Source organism: Dyella nitratireducens (assembly GCF_014642835.1).
Classification (GTDB): Bacteria; Pseudomonadota; Gammaproteobacteria; order Xanthomonadales; family Rhodanobacteraceae; genus Dyella_B; species Dyella_B nitratireducens.
Map to the genome: position 1 here is coordinate 1,688,482 of NZ_BMJA01000001.1, position 18,715 is coordinate 1,707,196.

At 59.4% G+C, this 18,715-nt stretch carries 13 protein-coding genes; 2 read left to right on the forward strand and 11 right to left on the reverse strand.

The window, feature by feature from the left end:
- Positions 1-3: 3 nt before the first annotated feature.
- From fliI to IEX75_RS07765, 7 genes are all read right to left on the reverse strand, one after another.
- Positions 4-1,359 carry a flagellar protein export ATPase FliI gene (gene fliI / locus IEX75_RS07735; RefSeq protein WP_188793643.1) on the reverse strand — a complete coding sequence of 452 codons (1,356 nt, stop codon included), beginning with the start codon at positions 1,357-1,359 and terminating at the stop codon, positions 4-6.
- Positions 1,356-1,991 (reverse strand): FliH/SctL family protein, encoded by a 636-nt coding sequence (locus IEX75_RS07740; protein WP_188793644.1) that lies wholly within the window; start codon positions 1,989-1,991, stop codon positions 1,356-1,358. Before IEX75_RS07740 ends, fliI begins: the two co-directional genes overlap by 4 nt.
- Before the next feature lie 184 nt (positions 1,992-2,175).
- Positions 2,176-3,189 carry a flagellar motor switch protein FliG gene (gene fliG / locus IEX75_RS07745; protein ID WP_188793645.1) on the reverse strand — a complete coding sequence of 338 codons (1,014 nt, stop codon included), beginning with the start codon at positions 3,187-3,189 and terminating at the stop codon, positions 2,176-2,178.
- Positions 3,179-4,864, reverse strand: coding sequence for a flagellar basal-body MS-ring/collar protein FliF (gene fliF / locus IEX75_RS07750; RefSeq protein ID WP_188793646.1), 1,686 nt, complete (start codon positions 4,862-4,864; stop codon positions 3,179-3,181). Before fliF ends, fliG begins: the two co-directional genes overlap by 11 nt.
- A 197-nt stretch (positions 4,865-5,061) precedes the next feature.
- Positions 5,062-5,394: a flagellar hook-basal body complex protein FliE gene (fliE, locus tag IEX75_RS07755; protein WP_188793647.1), complete on the reverse strand. Its 333-nt coding sequence runs from the start codon at positions 5,392-5,394 to the stop codon at positions 5,062-5,064.
- 38 nt (positions 5,395-5,432) lie between these two features.
- Positions 5,433-6,896, reverse strand: coding sequence for a sigma-54 dependent transcriptional regulator (locus IEX75_RS07760; protein WP_188793648.1), 1,464 nt, complete (start codon positions 6,894-6,896; stop codon positions 5,433-5,435).
- A gap of 368 nt (positions 6,897-7,264) precedes the next feature.
- Positions 7,265-7,861, reverse strand: a complete 597-nt coding sequence (locus IEX75_RS07765) for a PilZ domain-containing protein (protein ID WP_188793649.1) — start codon at positions 7,859-7,861, stop codon at positions 7,265-7,267.
- Positions 7,862-8,085: 224 nt separating this feature from the next.
- Here IEX75_RS07765 and IEX75_RS07770 point away from each other — a divergent pair, with 224 nt between their 5' ends.
- Both IEX75_RS07770 and IEX75_RS07775 read left to right on the forward strand, forming a co-directional pair.
- The gene (locus IEX75_RS07770) at positions 8,086-11,505 is read left to right on the forward strand and encodes a dermonecrotic toxin domain-containing protein (protein WP_188793650.1); all 3,420 of its coding nucleotides are present in this window, start codon (positions 8,086-8,088) and stop codon (positions 11,503-11,505) included.
- 590 nt (positions 11,506-12,095) lie between these two features.
- The gene (locus IEX75_RS07775) at positions 12,096-14,828 is read left to right on the forward strand and encodes a hypothetical protein (protein ID WP_188793651.1); all 2,733 of its coding nucleotides are present in this window, start codon (positions 12,096-12,098) and stop codon (positions 14,826-14,828) included.
- A gap of 134 nt (positions 14,829-14,962) precedes the next feature.
- On the opposite strand, the gene fliT is transcribed toward IEX75_RS07775, so the two are convergent.
- From fliT to IEX75_RS07795, 4 genes are all read right to left on the reverse strand, one after another.
- On the reverse strand, positions 14,963-15,268 hold the full coding sequence (gene fliT, locus IEX75_RS07780) for a flagellar protein FliT (RefSeq protein WP_188793652.1): 306 nt from the start codon (positions 15,266-15,268) through the stop codon (positions 14,963-14,965).
- Positions 15,265-15,699 carry a flagellar export chaperone FliS gene (fliS, locus tag IEX75_RS07785; protein WP_188793653.1) on the reverse strand — a complete coding sequence of 145 codons (435 nt, stop codon included), beginning with the start codon at positions 15,697-15,699 and terminating at the stop codon, positions 15,265-15,267. Before fliS ends, fliT begins: the two co-directional genes overlap by 4 nt.
- A 2-nt stretch (positions 15,700-15,701) precedes the next feature.
- On the reverse strand, positions 15,702-17,171 hold the full coding sequence (fliD, locus tag IEX75_RS07790) for a flagellar filament capping protein FliD (RefSeq protein WP_188793654.1): 1,470 nt from the start codon (positions 17,169-17,171) through the stop codon (positions 15,702-15,704).
- Between the two features lie 183 nt (positions 17,172-17,354).
- On the reverse strand, positions 17,355-18,587 hold the full coding sequence (locus IEX75_RS07795) for a flagellin N-terminal helical domain-containing protein (protein WP_188793655.1): 1,233 nt from the start codon (positions 18,585-18,587) through the stop codon (positions 17,355-17,357).
- Between the last annotated feature and the right edge of the window lie 128 nt (positions 18,588-18,715).

Genomic DNA, 18,715 nt, shown 5'->3' on the forward strand with positions numbered 1-18,715 from the left:
TAGTCAGGTCTCTGCTGTGATAGAGGCGAGCCGTTCCTGCGCCGCGCGCAGCTCGACCGGCTCATCGACTTCCTGCTGCAGGAACCGGGTCAGGCGCGGGTACATGGCGATAGCATGGTCGACCTGCGGATCGGAACCTTTTTGATACGCACCCACCGCAATCAGATCCTGGCGCTGGCGATAGGCGGAGTAGATCTGGCGAAAGCGTTGCGCGGCTCGCATCTGCTCTTTCGCCACCACGGCCGGCATCACGCGGCTGATCGATGCTTCGATATCGATGGCCGGGTAATGGCCCGCTTCGGCGAGATCACGCGACAGCACGATATGGCCGTCAAGAATGGCGCGCGCCGCATCGGCAATCGGATCGTGGCGATGATCGTCGCCTTCGGTAAGCACGGTGTAGAACGCGGTAATCGACCCGCGTCCTTCGGCATCGTTGCCGGCACGCTCGACCAGTGCGGGCAGCATGGCAAATACCGACGGCGGATAACCCTTGGTGGCCGGCGGCTCGCCGATCGCCAGCGCAATCTCACGCTGTGCCTGCGCATAGCGCGTCAATGAATCCATCAGCAACAGTACACGCTGGCCGCGATCGCGGAACCATTCCGCAATGGCGGTGGCGTACTGCGCACCGCGCAAGCGCTTCAAGGGCGGCGCGTCAGCGGGCGCAGCCACGATCACGGCGCGCTCGCGGCCTTCATGCCCCAGCGTCTGCTCGACGAATTCTTTCACTTCACGACCGCGTTCGCCGATCAGCCCGACCACGACGACGTCTGCGTCGGTGTAACGCGTCATCATGCCGAGCAAGGTGGATTTGCCCACGCCGGAGCCCGCAAACAAGCCGATACGCTGGCCACGCCCGACGGTCAACAAGGCGTTGATGGCGCACACCCCGGTGTCGAGCGGCATGTCGATCGGCTTGCGCGCCATGGGATTGATCGGCTCGCGCTTGAGCTCCGCGTGATGCTCCGCGTACAGCGGACCTTCGCCATCCAGCGGCAAACCATCCGCGCCCACCACGCGGCCCAGCAAAGCCTCGCCGACCGGCAAACCGCCCATGCGCGCACAAGGACGCACGCGCGCATTCGGCAGCACGCCATGCATTTCGGTCACCGGCATCAGCAGCAGGCGTTCGTCGGCAAAGCCGACTACTTCGGTATCCAGTTCACTGCCGTCGGCGGCATCCACCAGGCAGCGCGCGCCGAGCGCGGCTTCGCAGCCTTCGGCTTCCAAGGTCAATCCGACCACGCGACGCAGGCGGCCTTCCACCGTCAACATCTGCGCGGACTGCGCATAGCGTCCGCGCACCGCGAGTTGCTTGCGCCAGCGCTGATCACGACCTGGCGCAGCGCCGCTCATGCAGAGACCTCGTCCGCACCGTCGTCCAGGTCATCGCCGATGACGGCATCGACTACAGCCGCCAGGCGTGTGGCGACGCGTGCATCGAGCCGCGAGCGTTCGCTTTCCAATACGCAATCGCCACGCTGTAGCGCCGGATTCGCGCCGAAGCGCCAATGCGGCTCGGCCGCGCCAAGTTCGCGCAGCAGATCCATGTCGCCGGGGTTGACCCATACGCGCAGTTCGCGCGTGGCGGACGGCAACGCCGCCGCAGCTTCGCGCACGGCGCGTTCGATCAACGCGGGATCGAGCTGCAATTCGCGCGTGACGACGCGGCGGGCGATGACGGTCGCGAGCAACGCCAATTCACGCTCGACGGCATCATCCAGTTCGGCGAGCGGACGCGCGGCGGCGGTGCAGATGGCGTCGAGGCGAACGAGACGGTCGTCGAGTTCTTTCTTTGCCGCCGCGCGCCCTTCGGCCAGGCCCGCGGCATAGCCTTCTTCGCGTGCCTGGCGTTCGATTTCTTCCAGTTCGTAGACGGTGGGACCGGGCGGTGCGGCAGGTTCGGCGGCGGCGTGGTCAGCGCCGACCGAAGGCGGTTCCCAGCGGTCGAAGCCGGCGACGGTTTCGCGGGAAAGGATGCCGCCCATTAAGACACCTCGCGCAACAGCTCCCTCCCCTGCGTGCAGGGGAGGGTTGGGGTGGGGTTGCACGCGCTTGCCGCACAGCTTGGACCTGCCGCAAGGATGGAGACTTCACCCCACCCCGCCCCTCCCCTACTGCACGTAGGGGAGGGAGTCGATGCATCGCTTCCTGACAAGAACAAATTGCCCATCACACAAACTCATCGCCGCCAGCCGACAGACTGATCTGCCCCGCATCCGCCAACTTGCGCGCCATCTGCAGCACTTCTTTCTGCGCGGCATCGACTTCGCTGAGCTTCACAGGGCCCTTCACTTCCAGATCATCGCGCAGCATGTCAGCGGCACGCTTGGACATATTGGCGAAAATCTTTTCGCGCACTGACGGTTCCGAGCCCTTCAGCGCGACGATCAAGCGCGCGGACGGTACTTCGCGCAGCAAGGTCTGCATGCTGCGGTCGTCGATATCGGCCAGGTCGTCGAACACGAACATCAGTTCTTCGATCTTGGTACTGAGGCCGGCGTCGTGGCCGCGGATCGCGCTCATCAGTTCGGCTTCGCGCGAAGTTTCCATCGCGTTGAGAATGTCGGCGGCGGCCTTCAAACCACCCACGGTAGCCGACTTCAACTTGGTGGACGTGCCGGAGAACTGGCGCTCCATGATCTCGTCCAGTTCGTTCAACGCTTGCGGTTGCACGCCGTCGAGGTTGGCGATGCGCATCACGGCGTCACTGCGCACGCGCTGCGGCAAATAGCCGATCACTTCGGCGGCCTGGTCCGGCTCCAGATGCGCCAGCACCAGCGCGATGATCTGCGGATGCTCCATGCCGATCATCTCGGCAATGGCGCGGCTTTCCATCCACTTCAACGATTCCAGGCCCTTGGTGGAGCGGCCCAGCAAAATGCGGTCGATCAGGCTGCCGGCCTTGGTTTCGCCCAGCGCACTGACCAGCACCTTGCGTATGTATTCCTCGGTGCCGACGCCGAGCGCCGTCTGGCGGCCGATGTCGTCGTTGAGGCGATTGAGCACGTGCTCGACCTGATCGCGCGAGATGTTGCTGAGCGTGGCCATGGCGGTGCCGACCGCCTGCACGTCGCGCGCGCTCAAATGCTTGAGCACCTCGGCGGCATCTTGTTCGCCCAGGGTCAGCAGCAGGATCGCAGCGCGCTGTGCGCCGTTGACCGCGTTGTTGTGCTCAGCTGCCATCCTCACCCACCCAATTCATCACGACTTGCGCGACCTGCTTGGAGTTCTCCTGCACCAGCTTGCGTGCCAGCCCGATCTTCTGCTCGTACGCCATGTTCTGGATCTGCGGCGAGGTAATGCGCACGGGATCGTTGCGCTCGTCGCGGTCGTCATCGGCAATGCGCACGGAAACCGTGGGGATCGGTCCAGCCAAAGCAGGCACCGGTTCCGGTCCGCGCAACAATCCTTTGAGCAGCGGACGCAGCAAGCCGAAGGCAATCAGCACGGCGATAAGAATGCCGGCGCCTTGCTTGATCAGGTCCAGCATGCCGGGACGCATCCAGAACGGTTGTGCCGCCGGTGCCGTATCGCTGGCCGCTGCATCATCGGAGAACGCCTGATTGATCACGGTGACGCTGTCGCCGCGCTGCTGGTCGTAGCCCACGGCGTTCTTGGTGAGATCGGTGAGATGCTGCAGTTCCTGCGCGGTGAGCGGAATACTCTTGCCCTTGCCGTCCAGTGCCGGTTTGTTGTCGACCACCACGGCGACCGTCAATCGCGTCATCCGGCCGGCCGGGTCGGTGACATGGCTGATGGTGCGGCCGAGTTCATAGTTGCGTGTCGCACTTGACGACGTATCGGTCGGCGTCGCGTTGGTGGTATTGCTCGCTGCGGCATTCGCAGCCGGCGGTGTGCCGGCATTGGGCTTGGCAGCCGTGGGCTGCGCGACGGTGTTCGGTGGCTGATTGCTGAGTGCGCCCGCTATCTGGCCGCTGTTGTCGTCGTGCTTCGTATCGCTGCTGGTTTGCTCGCTGCGCAGCGCGGGCTTGTCGCCGTCGTAGCTTTCGCTGGCTTTCTCGGTCTCGCTGAAATCGAGCGCCACGTCGACTTGCGCGCGCACGCGGCCTGGGCCGACCAGCGGCGTCAGCAATGTTTCGATGCGCTGGGCGTAGCTGTTTTCCATGCGCGTGACGAGACGCATGTGTGCATCGCCCACGGCGCCAGGGCTGTTGGGATCAGAACCGGTGAGCAGCGTGCCCTGCTGATCCACCACGGAGACTTGCGAAGGATCCAGATCCGGCACGCTCGAGGACACCAGGTGCACGATTGCCTGCACCTGGCTGCTATCGAGCTGGCGGCCGGGATACAGCGTGAGCAGCACCGATGCGCTGGCCGGATGATTGTCGCGGATAAAGGCGGAAGGCTTCGGCAAGGCCAGATGCACACGCGCCGCACGCACGAACTGCAAGCCGGCGATGGTGTTGCCCAGATCCGTCTCCAGCATTTCGCGATAGCGCGTGCTTTCGGCCAGATCGCTCATGCCGAACGGCGAATCGCTCTGCGGCATCGTCGCACCGGCGGTACTGCCTTGCGGCAGACCCTGCGCAGCAAGTTTCAGACGCGTATCCGCCAGCACGTCGGCCGGTACCGAGATGGACGCACCATCTGCGCCGAGGCGGAATGGCGTGTTGCTGGTCTGCAAAGCCTGCGTCACCGCAGCAGCATCTTTCGGATCAAGCCCTGCATACAGCAAGGCGTAATTGGGACCGCGCGACCACAACACGATACCCACACCCAGGGCCACGGCCATGGCGACACCGACCAGCAACATCAGCAGGCGTGTCGTTGGATTGCGCAGCAGTGTTTTCAGCTGGTCTTGGCGCGCGTTGGCGGTGGCAGGAATGTTGTCGGCCATGGGTAATCAGTGAAAAGAATGCGAGTTACGCGGTTACTCCCTCTCCCCTCCGGGGAGAGGGTTGGGGTGAGGGGCTGCTCTTGCCACAACGATGAAAACTGCGATGAACTGTTGCATGTGTGTCTTGTATTCGCAGCTATCTCGCAAGATTTCCCCTCACCCCAGCCCTCTCCCCGAAGGGGAGAGGGAGCAGGATGTCAAACCGGCATGTTCATGATGGTGGTATAGGCGTCCACCAGCTTGTTGCGTACTTCCACCAGGCCGCGGAACGCGAGATCCGCTTTCTGTCCCGCGATCGACGTCTTCACGATGTCGGCACCAGGATCCCCGCGCTCGAATGCACTGACCTGTTGCTGCGCTTCATTCTGTTGCGCGGCCACCGAACCGATGGACTGCTTGAACAGCGTGCCGAAATCCACGCCAGCTCCATTCGATGCAGCAGGCAACGAAGTGGCCGGCATCGCACCTGCTGCCATCGAGCCAAGTGCACGCATCTGCGAAAGCACACTATTGACGTCAATCTGACTCATGTCGGTTTTCCAGCGCTTGAGCGGGTACTAGAGTGCTATCAAGCAACGGCCGTGCCACTGTTTTCCGGCGAGGCATCGTTGCCGCGACAAGCGGCTTGCAGGCCGTATTTGCGCAGTTTTTCCACCAACGTCGTGCGCTGCATGCGCAACAACTTTGCCGCATGTGCCACGACGCCGTCGGTGATGTCGAGTGCTTGACGGATCAGCCCCACTTCGATGTCGGCCAGGTGATCTTTCAGATCCACGCCGCCTTCGGGCAGCAGCACGTCGGTATCCATCAAGCTGCGATGTTGTGTCGTCGCGGGTTTGGCCTGGCCGTCGAGCATCGCACGCACCACGCTGCCACCGGTTTCATCGATCGGCTGCACGCCGCGGTATTTTTCCGGCAGATCGCTGGCACGTACTTCGCCGTTCGGATAGAGAATGGCGAGGCGTTCGACCAGGTTGGACAGCTCACGCACGTTGCCCGGCCAGGTGTGCTGGCGCAGCGCCTGCAGCGCACTGCCACTGAAGCGCACGCTCTGCAGGCCACGGCGTTGCAGACGCTGGTTGAATTCGGCGATCAGCTCCGGCATGTCCTCCAGACGCTCGCGCAGCGGCGGCATTTCCAGCGGGAACACGCTGAGGCGGTAATAGAGGTCTTCGCGGAAGCGGCCTTCCGACGTGGATACTTCAAGGTTGCGGTGGGTAGCGGCGATGATGCGCACGTCGCAGCGTTGGGTGCGGTTGCTGCCGACGCGCTCGTACATGCGCTCTTGCAGCACGCGCAGCAGCTTTACCTGCATCGGCAAACTCATGTCGCCGATTTCGTCCAGGAACAAGGTGCCGCCTTCGGCCATTTCAAAACGGCCTTTGCGCGTGCTGATGGCGCCGGTGAACGCGCCCTTTTCGTGGCCGAACAGTTCGCTTTCCAGAAGTTCGGCCGGAATGGCGCCGCAGTTGATCGCCACGAACGGTTTGTCGCGGCGCGGGGAGCAATCGTGGATGGCACGCGCCACCATTTCTTTACCGGTGCCGGATTCGCCCAGCACCAGCACGCTGGAATCGAACGGCGACACCTGGCGGATCAGCGCGTTGACGCGACCCATGGCGAGGGAGCTGCCGACCAGGCGCAATGGTGCCGGATTGCTGCTGACACGCACGGTCGGCGCACGGCGCACGGCTTCGGCCAGGCGCTCGTAGCGCAGCGGAAAATCCAACACTTCAATTTGTGCCGCATAGGGCGAGCCGATCTTGGTCAGCCGTTCCAGTTGCGGCGAATCAGATCCGACCAGCACCAGCAGCTGGTCCGCCGGCACCTCGAGCGAGGCCAGCAATTGTTCGCACAGTGCTTCGTCTTCAATCCCGCCTATGTATACCGCTCGCCATTCGTGCGTGATCGAATCAATCGGCAGCGATGCGTCCCAGCGCTGCGGAAAAAACCCCATGAACTGCATGGCCGACGTGATGATGTCGGCGCGTGTTCCATTGGATTCGATGATAAGTACGTTGCTATTTGGCATGAGCACGAGTCCTGCTGCGTTACTGCGACTGCTGATGAGTTGAACAACAACGCTATGGGTTCCATTCGTGTTGTCCCCTGCGTGTCAGCTATCCGTCGTGACACGTGTGCCAATCCAGCAAGAAGAACGCCAAAAATTTCGCAGCAAACTGGCCTGTGAGGTACTTCCGGTTTACGACGTGACGGAATTCGCGCACCGTACCTCGACGCATTCACATTCGTGATTTGCTAAAGAAACCGTTTACTTCAACGGTTTAGAGCAATTTGTCAGACAGGTAATACCGATGGTTCATGTGCCGGCGCGCGTCACTACTTGCGCTGTCACGGCGGGAATCCGGCATGGGCGGATGTTCTGCCGCGTGATAACCATCACACTCTGTGCTTGTGCCCTGGCACATTTTCCGGCACGCCTGACAGGCGCGCTTCAGCCACTTTGCGTCTGTGGTGACAAAAAACGAAACGTTCCAACCCATCCTCGACCGTTTCGCTCAATTCGCGAAAGCAAAGGAAAACGTTGTCATTGCCGATCGCTTTCCCACGCTGCACCGGCAGCTCCAGCGGCAAGGCGCGGCAGGCCTCGAAATGCATGCGTACAAGCAAGTGTCCGTCAGACGAAAGCAGGCTCGCCGGCACCACCAAGCCCACCGCGTTAAAGCTCACCGGCTGACGGGGCGGCAACAAGGTGGCGGGCAGCAGCAGGCGGTCGACGATATCCAGCAGGACATTCAGCTTGCTGTCCATCCGCTGCAATTCCTGCATCACCGGGTTGTCGTCGTCACCCGCATTCTCGACCCTGCGCTCGTCCAGCGAGGCGAGCGTCCGGAGCACGTGCAGGTTGCGTTCGTTAAGACGTGCGACGTCGTCGGGTGTTGGTTCGAATGGTTCGATGGCGAGATGGGGATGTCCCTGCCAGGTCACCCGTTCGGAAAACGCCTGCCATTTTTCTTCGTCTAGTGTGGATTGCATGAATTCCCTCCTGATGCCGGCTTTATGACGGAGTTCCGGCTACGAGCAATGGTTATTCATAAGGCATGCCATCGTTGCAGCCGCGGGTAGCCGATGTTTCTTGCAGAGCTTCGTCATCAGCCGTTCGTCATCAGCTGTTTGTGCCGATATCGCGTTACCACCGGCGCACCGAGCGGGCCGTTATGTTCAACGGGCCCATCCCACCTTGCCTGCTGGACCGGATCATGACCACGACCATCCCCACCGCGACGCCCTATGCCAAGCCGTCCCTCGATACATCCGAATCCGCGCCATCACCCAGCCAGGCATCCATCAGTCCCACACCGTCTCTTCCGGTATCGTCGACGTCCAATCCGTGGGAATTCGCCAGACGCAGTGCATCGCAGTCAAACCTATTCTCTGCCCAGCCTCACTCAGAGAATCCATTTCAACCCGATACTCGTACTCTGTCGCCGCCGAATACCTCTCCCCGCGCACCACGCTCGGCAGACACAAGTACCCGCGCCGCTAAAACCAGCACTAACACCCAAGACACTAGCGCCAGTGGCACTTCGACCAACAGCACCAACACCCTTGCAGCGCCACAGTCCCTCTCCCCAGCAGCCCAAAAACTCCAGCAGCTGCCCCCTGCACAGCAACAGCAGTTGGTGCAACAGAACACGGAGATCAAGCATCAGCATACGTCCTTGCTCAAAGCCTATCCCTTTCTCCCCACGCAGGCCCGCGCACGGATGCAGAAATGGGTGGACGAAACCTATGGCTCCGATCATGACGTCACCCAACTGTATCTGGTCCGCTATGGCAAAGATCCGCACGGCCATCCGTCCGGCAATAATCCGGCCTTGGATCAGGAAGGCGCGCCGGCCGTAACGATACCGCTATGGGAGGTGCTCCAGAACAACATGCCCAATAGCAGCTTGATCGGCAACGATTACAGCGCCAACCGGCGAGAGTACAAAATTATCGACGCCAGTGACCGGGGCAAAAAGTACGACGACGCAAAGAGCGTCCTGGATCCCGAAAAGCTCTATCAAACGAAGGGCAACGTGAACTTCAAGGTCGATCTCGCAAAGGACATCGACCAGTTTTACGACGTCCATAAAGTCGACGCCCCCGAGTGGGCCAAGCAGCGGGCATTGACCCAACTGGAAGTTCAACATCGTACCGGCCAGTTGTCCGAGGACCGCTACAAAGGCCTCAAAACGGTGTTGGAAACGGGCAAGGGGGGCAAGATCTATACGCTTAGCATGGGCGACAACACGACGGGGGGAAGTGGGCGTTTCGCCTTCGACTTCACGCTCGCCGGTGGCATGCGCATAGAGCTCGATTCCGGCGAGAACTTCACCTATTTACCGAAGGAAAAACAACCGTACCAAGCCTTTGACAACGCCCTGGATGCGATAGAGTCGGTTCGCAAGCACGGCCGCTCCCGCCAGGAGGCGAGGGAGTTCGTCTCCAAATACCGTTCGCTACTGGGTGATCCGTCGATGGAGAACCCGCTGGCGATCAAGGATATGCAAAACGCCACGCCCGATGCAGTGTTTAGGCGGTCGCACGGTAACTACCTTCAGTTGATGCATGGGAAAGAGCGCGATATCACGCACGATCCGTTTGGCGAATTGACCAAGGCCTCGCACGACAATGACAGTCAGGATGCCTGGGATGGCATCAAGTCGAACACGGATATCAGCCGTGCGACGTTTGAGAAATGGGGTGGTGCCGGGCTGCTTATTTTGTCAACCCTGCCGATAGGTCTCGAAGGTGTGGGTGCAGTGGGTCAAGGTGTCCGCAATACCTTGGGAAGACTTGCTGGTGAAGGGAGCGAAGAAGTGGCGGGCGCTGCGGAAACAGCGGCAACCGCGGCAGGACGCGGCGGTGCAGAAGGTGTGGCAGAAGGCGCGGCGAGTGAAGCGTCGAAAGGCGCCGCCATGGCAACGGGTGATGGCAACCTCGGCGTGATCGACGAGCTTGAGCACATCAACCATCCTCCAAGTGGCGTCGCGCCATCCAACCTGTCGTCGCTAAAGGCCGAGGTCGATCCCGGGAAGCTGGCGCTGAACAAGGAGCGGGGAGTTTATCAATTGCCTGGCGCTACAACGCTGGGCGGTGACGATCGGGAGTTTGTGATCCACGAAAAAGCCGCCTATCAGCTCGCACCAGGACAAGGAGAAAACCGGATTATAGTGGACCCTCGCTGGCCTAACCATGTTACCGGTGGTGTGCCGGTCAAGCTGGATGGCAAGGGGGGTGTCGAGCAATTCCTGCAGGGTTCGCCGGGGCTTAAAGGAGGCGCGGATGATCCGCCTCAACCCTCCACCTCTTCGCAAGCTCGACCATCCACTTCTTCAAATCAAGGAGCACAAACTCTTACCCAACGCGACATGGAGTCCGCTCGCAACTACAGAGCTGAAGATGGTAGTCGTCCATACGCCACCGGACCAAATGGAACCGTGAGCCACTGGGATCTAGAGCGCTTCCGGCAATACTGGAAAGACGAGACCTATGCCTGGTACTTCGCAGGGGAAGATGGCAGCCACCCGTTCCGACTGGCAAGTGGCAGAGGGGACGGGGCTGCCTACCAGCGATACATGAATAACGAAGCCAGGGCTCGCACGATCATGGACGAACATAGCCGTCCTCGGTTCGTAAAGGACAACGGCAGCGTAGACATGGACGCCTACCGGGACAATGAAATGAAATTGCAAGCCAGCAACTATTGGGATTACTGGGGCCGGCGCGTATACAGCGCGGAATTCAATGGCGGCATGGTAAATGTGGACGATTACAAAGCCAGAATGAACAAATTCCAACAAGCTCGTAAGTTTACGAACGAACAAGGCGAGCAACCGTTCATCAAATCGAACGGCGATACGGACGATGCGCGCTACAGAAAAACCTCAGCCAAGGAACTTGAATCCATACAACGCAATACTGGCAATATCCGGGTGGAACAACCCCAGGCAGCCGCCTCATCCGAGCCTGCTTACATGCAAGACGCACGCAAGGTTCTGGATGACAAAGGTAACCCTCGATTCGTTCGACACGATAACAGCGTGGACATGCGTGCTTACGGACAATACCGCTGGGATGAGCGCTATATCTTCAATGATAACTACGTAAGAGGTAATCAGAAATTCATGCGCGGTCGCGAGCCGGACGTGGATGGCTACCGAGAATATAAGGCGAATGAAACCCGGGCGCGCAACTTTACGGACGGGCTCGGCGAGCGACCCTTTCGCCGCGCGGATAACAGCGGAGACGTGAATCGCTACCTCCGATTCATGGGGCAGCATGACCAACAATTTCTAAAGGAACAAGCTGCCCTCAACTATACCGAAGATGGCATTTCCTATCCCTTTGATCGAGGTGGCGTGCCTGACACGCAGGGTTATGAAGAGCGCATGGCTCTTGAGACCGAGGCTCGTTTGTATACGGATATTAACGGCGAGCATCGGTTCGACCGCGGCAGCACCGTGGACATAGCGGGTTATCAATATTACCGGGATGCCGAAATAGAGGGGCGTAACCTTTATGGTGACGGAGAAGACAATCCCTTCATCCTGCAGGACGACATCGGCAGCATGGATGTGGACGCTTATATCGCTCACCGGGAATCTTCAGGGAATGCCAGTAAACAACCTTGATATAGACGATGACCTTGATTAAGCCATTTTCGGTCATTTTATCGGGCATTTTTGAAACAGATTGAGCCAACTACCGTCACCTGCTCTCTGGCTTGCAAGCATGCTTTGTTTCTTCGGTTTGTGTGGATTGCATCAATTCCCTCCCGTGTGCCGGCTTTATGACGGAGTTCCGGCTATGAGCAATGGTTATTCATGAGGCGTGTCATCGTTGCAGCCGCGGGTAGCCGACCGATGTTTCCTGCAAGGCTTCGTCATCAACTGTTTGTCATCGACTGTTTGTACCGATATCGCGTTACCACCGGCGCACCGAGCGGGCCGTTATGTTCGACAGGCCCATCCCACCCTGCCTGCTGGACCGGATCATGAGCACCACTATTCCCTCAGCAACGCCCTATGCCCCGCCGTCCCTGGAGACGTCTGAATCCGCGCCATCACCCAGCCAGACACCCGTCAGTCCCACACCGTCTCTTCCAACATCGTCGACGTCCAATCCGTGGGAATCCGCCGGACGCAATGCATCGCAGTCAAACCTATTCTCCGGCGCGCTCCGTTCAAAACGAGCCACTAGCAGCGCCAGCCCTCGCGCCAACGTGATCGGCACGACCGATGCCAAAGATGCCACGGGCACCAAGGGTACAAGCACGTCTTCTTCACTCCCCCCGGAGGCTGGGGCGTCCACGCCGCCTTCGTCGGATAAAACCGCATCGCCCAGCGGACCTGCCCCCGATCTGCCGACGTACTACAGCAACGTCATCTATGGATCACCCCGCCCGCAGCCACCCGATGCGAGCCTGACCCTCGAGCAACGGAAACAGCGTATCGATGCTTTTGTTGAGCGCTTCAAATCCATCGTGGAGCAAACGAAAGGTACGTACGTGGGCGAAGCGCAAGCCAACGCGAATTTCATATGCAATCAGTCATTCATGACGCCCAAAGGGTATATCAGCGCGGGTCTATTGGCAGGAGGGTTCGACCCTCACGAGAAAATCAAAGTGACATACACCGACACCACCCAATTCCCTGGGCAAGTGGAACATGTTTCGGGTAGTTATGATCGCACCTACGAGGCGTGGGAAATCGCGGCGGGTATGCATAAGCACGACCAGCCAGACAATTTTGGCCATATCGTGAACTTCAAATACGAAGACATTAAATCGGAAGAAGCCAAACAAAAGATCCACGATCTGGAGTCCATCGGTGAAACCCTGCAAACGTCATGGGAGAACGACATCCGGGCACCCATGAGCGACCCTGGGGGAGCACTGGCCCAACGCGCGGGCAAGGCGGATGCCTTTATGGTGAAGACCATGCTGGAAAGCTTGCGGCAAGACAAAGTGGCTTTTGGAAAACTCAGCCCCGAGGCTCAGCAGACCGTGAACCGGACACTGGACGCGAATGGGCCCGTGATCATCCCCAATCTCTATGGCTATCCGATGGAAAAGTATGCCTTTATTCCCGAGGAAACGAATGACAACGGCAGACCCAACCATGGCTTGATGCTCGATATCCGTAACGTCACGGCCAACGAAATCAAGGGTGACGACGCGGCGGCGGACTGGCTTCAAAAAAACCAGGGTATCGTGCTCGGGCGATTTAATGCCAAAGATGCACAAGGTGGAACCGACGCGCACTGGTTAAAGCCGTCCATCGTGCTCGACAACTTTATCCATAATCCGTCGGTACGTTTGGAAGGCCCGGTCTTTCATGGCAGCTTTCCGGTGAGGGAGGCCTTTAATTACACGGGTTCGGCGACGAGTGGGTATGCATTGAAATCGGCACCCCTGGATAAGATTGCCGCCGAGTACGCAACGCTCAACGCCAACAATACGTCAGCGCTCGATCAAACACAGGTATTCGGTCCGGATCAGCAAGGTTGGAAAAAGGCGGAGAATATTTGGAACGGCACCTTTGGCTATGTCCCCCTTATAGGCAACGCAGGCAACATTGTCTTTGGTATCCATGACGCCAACACCGGCATGACCGCAGAAGAGCGGCGAGGGGGCTTTGCCACAGCCTCGATTTCATCCCTGCAGCTGGCCAATGAAATTGCCGTGCGAGAGGTAGTGGGCACAGGTCCGTCACCCTTTACCTTAAAGGTGTCTTCCGCCCCCAAATGGGAATGGAAGGTGGACCCGGAAACGAATGAGTTCCGTCTCACGCCACGGCCAATGGAAGTGGGAAACAGCAAGGCCCCGGTAGAGGTTGCTGAGGGTCATGTTGCTGGCAAGCCGGGGGCGGTGAATGAGCTCAACATACCTAAGCGAGTCTTGGAGCTAAAGGCCGACGTGGATCCCCGCCAACTTGAGCTGGACAAGGGGCGCGGCCTGTATCGACATCGGGTGGACCACGATGACTATGTGCGCATCGGCGAGAACGATTACTACCGGGTGAAAAAAGAAGGCAATGGCTACGTCATCGTGAATCCCCGCAACCCCCATACGGTCACTGGTGGCGTGCCGATCAAGCTGGATGGCAAAGGGGGGGTTGAGCAATTCCTGGAAGGTTCGCCGGGGCTTAAAGGAGGCGCGGATGATCCGCCCGCGTCACTCCCCGGAATGGAGACTCATGAAACCGATCCCATAGACATGATCGTACAAGCAATGAATCAGTACGAGCAGGAACAACTGTGGGAAGAAAATATTGCGCCACTTCCGGAGGAGCAAAGAAATATGGATACAGATGCTCCCGATTCACCAGCTCAAAGTATTAGTAGTGACTCATCGTCAACGGGTAGTAGTGACTCATCACGCTCCTGGGACGCTCAAGGTATAGAACGCAAGTCCCCGCCTGCTGATGATCCCAATCCGCCTGCCAATGAATACAAGGATGAGGTAGCCCTTCCGCCAGGAGGATATTTCAATCGCCTGGGCCTCATCGAAAGGACGGACATCCCAAAACTTTATCGTGTCGAAAAGAAGACCAGGGTAAACCGGCGTGGCAGTCCAGCCCAAGTAGGATTTAGGAATTCCGTGTGGTTTGCTGGGCCGGATAAAATGATAGACGGTCCCACACTCATTACTTCCAGATCAAAACAGGCGGCAATAAATTTCGGTGAGGGCGAATTTGGTCACGGCAATTACAGTCTTTATCAAATCGATGCGCGCGGGCTAAAAGCGGCATCTCTGAGAGAAAATGTTGATATAAATTCAAAATTTACCTCAGAGAGAGAACATTACCCCTCTGACTATATTGAAACAATGCAAGCTCAAGGAAGTTCATTGGACACATTTGCAGAGAATGCTTACAAATATGATGAGGTGCATGTAGACAATAGTCAATTAACGTCTAAACGAATCCAGGAGATACCACCATATTCATACTAGAGATCCAAGCTCGGATCTATCAACAAAATTTTAGTAACCAAGGTTATAGAAAATTACCGATCAAGATAATGCAAATCCTAGTTTGGCTTCCCATACCGGGATTTCATCCCTCCTGCGTCGATCCTGCTACGAGATCAGCGCGACGACGAAACGTAACTACGCAACGCCCGATGGTTGTACTGGTGCTGGCTGAGCTGCTGCTCGATCGAATCATGCACCTGTTGCGTGCGCTCCAGTACGGCGCGGTTATATGCCTGCAGAGCCGCCAACGTGTCGCGGTGCTGGATGTCGAGGGATGCATTTTGCACGTGCTGCAGAGGAATCTGCCGCTGCGCATCGAGTTCGGCCACCAAGGTCCAGTTGCCGTCGGAAGCGGCATCGCTCATCTGAATGGTGAGTGCCAAGGCTTGTTGCAATGCGTCTTGCACGGAGCTGGTCATGGCACGGCAACGGGCGTCTTCGCTTGTGCGAGTTCCGCCAGATAGGGTTCTCGGATCGTATGCCAAGCTTCACGGATCGGTGCGATCAATCGCTCGCACTCGTCCAGCGCGCGCAAGTCGTCATTGATCTGGGCATGCAACAGGCGCCTGGTGATGTAGTCGTACAGCGCGTCGAGGCGGCCGGTAAGCGTCGGCTCCACGCTATGGTCGAGACTTCCCCGCAAGGTGTTGAGCATGGCGATGGCCTTGGCAAAAGCCTGGCCTTTGGCGGGAATATCCTTGTGCAGGATGTGGCCGCGCGCCTGGTTGATGCGGTCGACCAAGCCATCGAGCAGCATCGCCAGCAGTTGATGGCGATCCGCCCCTTCGACACTGCCTTGTGCGCGTGTTTGCGCGTACAGGGCACTTCCGTTGCGTGACATGTAACTCATGGTCACCCCTTGCTGCTACTGCTGGTACCAGTCAGCGCGTTCATTGCCTGGGTAAGGTAGGAACTGGTGTTGTTGAGCGAGGACATCAAAGTACTCAAGCTCGTGTACTGCTGAACAAGCTGCTGCTGATACACCGCCATGCGTGCATTCAGCGCGGTTTGCTGGGTTGACTGATTCGTCAGGTCGTTATTGAGATTGTTGATGCGCGACTGCAACACGCCGCTGCTGCTGTTGAAATTGGTGACCAGTGAACTCAATTGCGTGGCAACGCCGTTGGCACCCGAAAATAGCTGCTGCACGGACGACGGATTGCTGGCCAGCGTATTGGCCAGCGTGGTCGGGTTCGACGTCAACGTACCGTCGGCATTGCGCGTGATGCCAAGGCTCGCCAGATTGCCGATGCTGCTGCCGGACACATTGCTGCCCAGCACGTTGGATATCTGGCTCTGCACCGCCGACAGCGTCGCGTCGCCCAGCAGCACGCCGGCAACCTTGGTGGTGCTGTCGTAGCTGTCGAGCTGACTTACCGTGGTGGCATAGGTGTTGTACGCGGACACGAAGTCGTTCACCGCGGTGCTGATCGGCGTGGTGCTCTGTGCAACGCTGAGCTGCGAGCTGCCCGTCGACGTGAGGTTCAGCGTTACACCTGTCAACGCGCCGCTCACGCTATTGTTGGCACTGCTGACGGCAATGCCGTCGATCGTCAGCTGCGCATCGCTGGCTGCGGTGCTCGGTGTGTTGAGCGTGCTGGCCAGCGAGGACACGCCACTGCTGCTGCCACTGCCTGCGCTGACACTGAAAGCGTTGGCGGTACCGGTGCTGGTGGAAGTGAGCACCAGCTGGTTGCCGTTGACGCCCGAGACGATCGTGGCGGTCACGCCGGGGTTGCCGCTGGCGTTGTTGATGTTGGCGGCGATCGCCGAAAGCGTATCGGTGGCACCCACCGACACGCTCACACTCTTGCTGCCCACCGTGATGTTGAGCGTACCGGTACCTACCGTGGCCGTGCTGGCCTGCGCCGCGCTGACACTCTTCTGCGCCGTGGCGAGCTGGCTCACATTGATGCTGTAGGTGCCGGGCGACGCGTCAGGCAGCGTACTGGCCGTGCCGAGCGACGTGTTGGAAAGCGTGGTGGTGTAAGTGCTGTAGGTGGTGCTGGACGTCAGCTCGTTCAATGCGGACTGCAGGCCGGACAGCGAGGTTTGCAGTGCGGTGAGGCCGGCAATCTTGTTGTTGTCCAGATTGGTCTGGTTGGTGATCTGCGCCTGGGGACCGGCTTCCTGCGCGTTGACCAGCGCCTGGATGATCGAATTGACGTCCAGCCCCGTACCCAGGCCGAGCGAGCTGAGCAGGCCGGTGCCGCTGATACTGGAGCTGCCGCTGCTGCCCGTCGAGGAAGCGGAGGAGGAGCTACCGCTGATCGCGCTGGAAAGCGCGCTGCTGGTGCTGCCTACACTGGAGATGCTGCTCATGAAGGGCCTCGTCGAAAATTGCTGGCGCCGTCGAACTGCCGGCAAAGCTCACTTGCGAATCGCTGCTCGAATGAAAGCTTTACCTGCCGCTCGCGCGGGTTTTCTGACGGCCCACCGGCCGTCAGAACCCCTAGAAGCAAAATCCCGGCCATGACGGTTACCCGCCATGGCCGGCCGTACCGATTAACCCAACAACTTGAGGATCTGCTGCGGCTGGGCATTCGCGGTGGCGAGCACCGAGATACCTGCCTGTTGCAACACCTGCGCCTTGCTCAACTGTGCGGTGGTTGCCGCAAAGTCGGTGTCCTGAATCGAACTTTGCGAGGCCGTCAGGTTGGTCTGCTGCGCACTCACCGTGGCGATGGTGGACTGGAAGCGGTTCTGCACCGCGCCCAACGTGCTCTGGAACGTGCTCACCTGGGTCAGCGCCGCATCGACGCGGGAGATCAGGTTGTTGGAATCGTCCACCGTCAAAACATCGCCACCGGTCAGCGAGCCGGAGGCCGTGATCACGGAGCCATTCGTGTAGGCTGCACCCGTGGCCGCGAAGCCCGTGGCCGTCGTGCCCACACCGCTGGCGCCGAAGGCGACCGCATTGTTGGTGAAGTTGAACGCCGTGCCGGCAGCACCCGTCAACGCGGAACCCGTTACAGCCAGTTCGCCCGTCGAGTAGATGTTGATGCCGCCGCTGGCGTTCACGGCTGCGCTGACGCCCGCAATACCCGCTGCGTTGATCGCATCGGCCAAGCCCTGTGCATTGCTGGCGCTGGCACCGCTGAGGCTGTAGCTATTGCCGTCTGCACCCTCGATGGTCAGGCCGCTCAGACTGATCGACTGGCCCGACAAACCGCTGGCATTGACGAACGCACCGCTGACGTCGGCGGTGGAGATTTCCGAGATCTGACCGACCTGGGAAGTGGTGGCGCCCTGGCCGAGCTGCACGTTGATCTGCTGGCCAACGTTCGCACCGATCTGGAACGACAACTGCCCGACCGATCCATTCAACACATTGGTGCCGTTGAAGGTGGTCTGGTTGGCGATACGGGTGATTTCCGACAGGTACTGCTGCACCGAGGTGTTGATCGCGGCGCGGTCCGACGACTGGTACGTACCGTTGGCCGACTGCACGGCCAAGTCACGAATCGACTGCAGGTTGGAGGTGATCTGGCTCAGCGCGGAACCCGCGGTCTGTGCCAGGTTGATCGCATCGCTCGCGTTTTCGCTGGCCTGTCCCAGACCACCGATCTGCGTCTGGAAACGAGTGGCGATGGCGTAGCCGGCGGCGTTGTCGGCGGCGCTGTTGATCTTCAGACCCGAGGACAGATCCTGCGTGGCAGTGGACAGTGCACTGCCCGACTTGGTCAAGTTGTTCTGGGCCTGCAGCGAAGCGATGTTGGTGTTTAGAACGAGTGACATGGAATGTCTCCTGAAACCGGATAGTTGGTACTCATACCGGCGGGATCCAGTCACGTTTGCTGTGCCGACCGCCTCAGGGACTTTTTCGGCGCTGGGTGGGATTACTTGAGGCGCCTCCAAAAACTTTT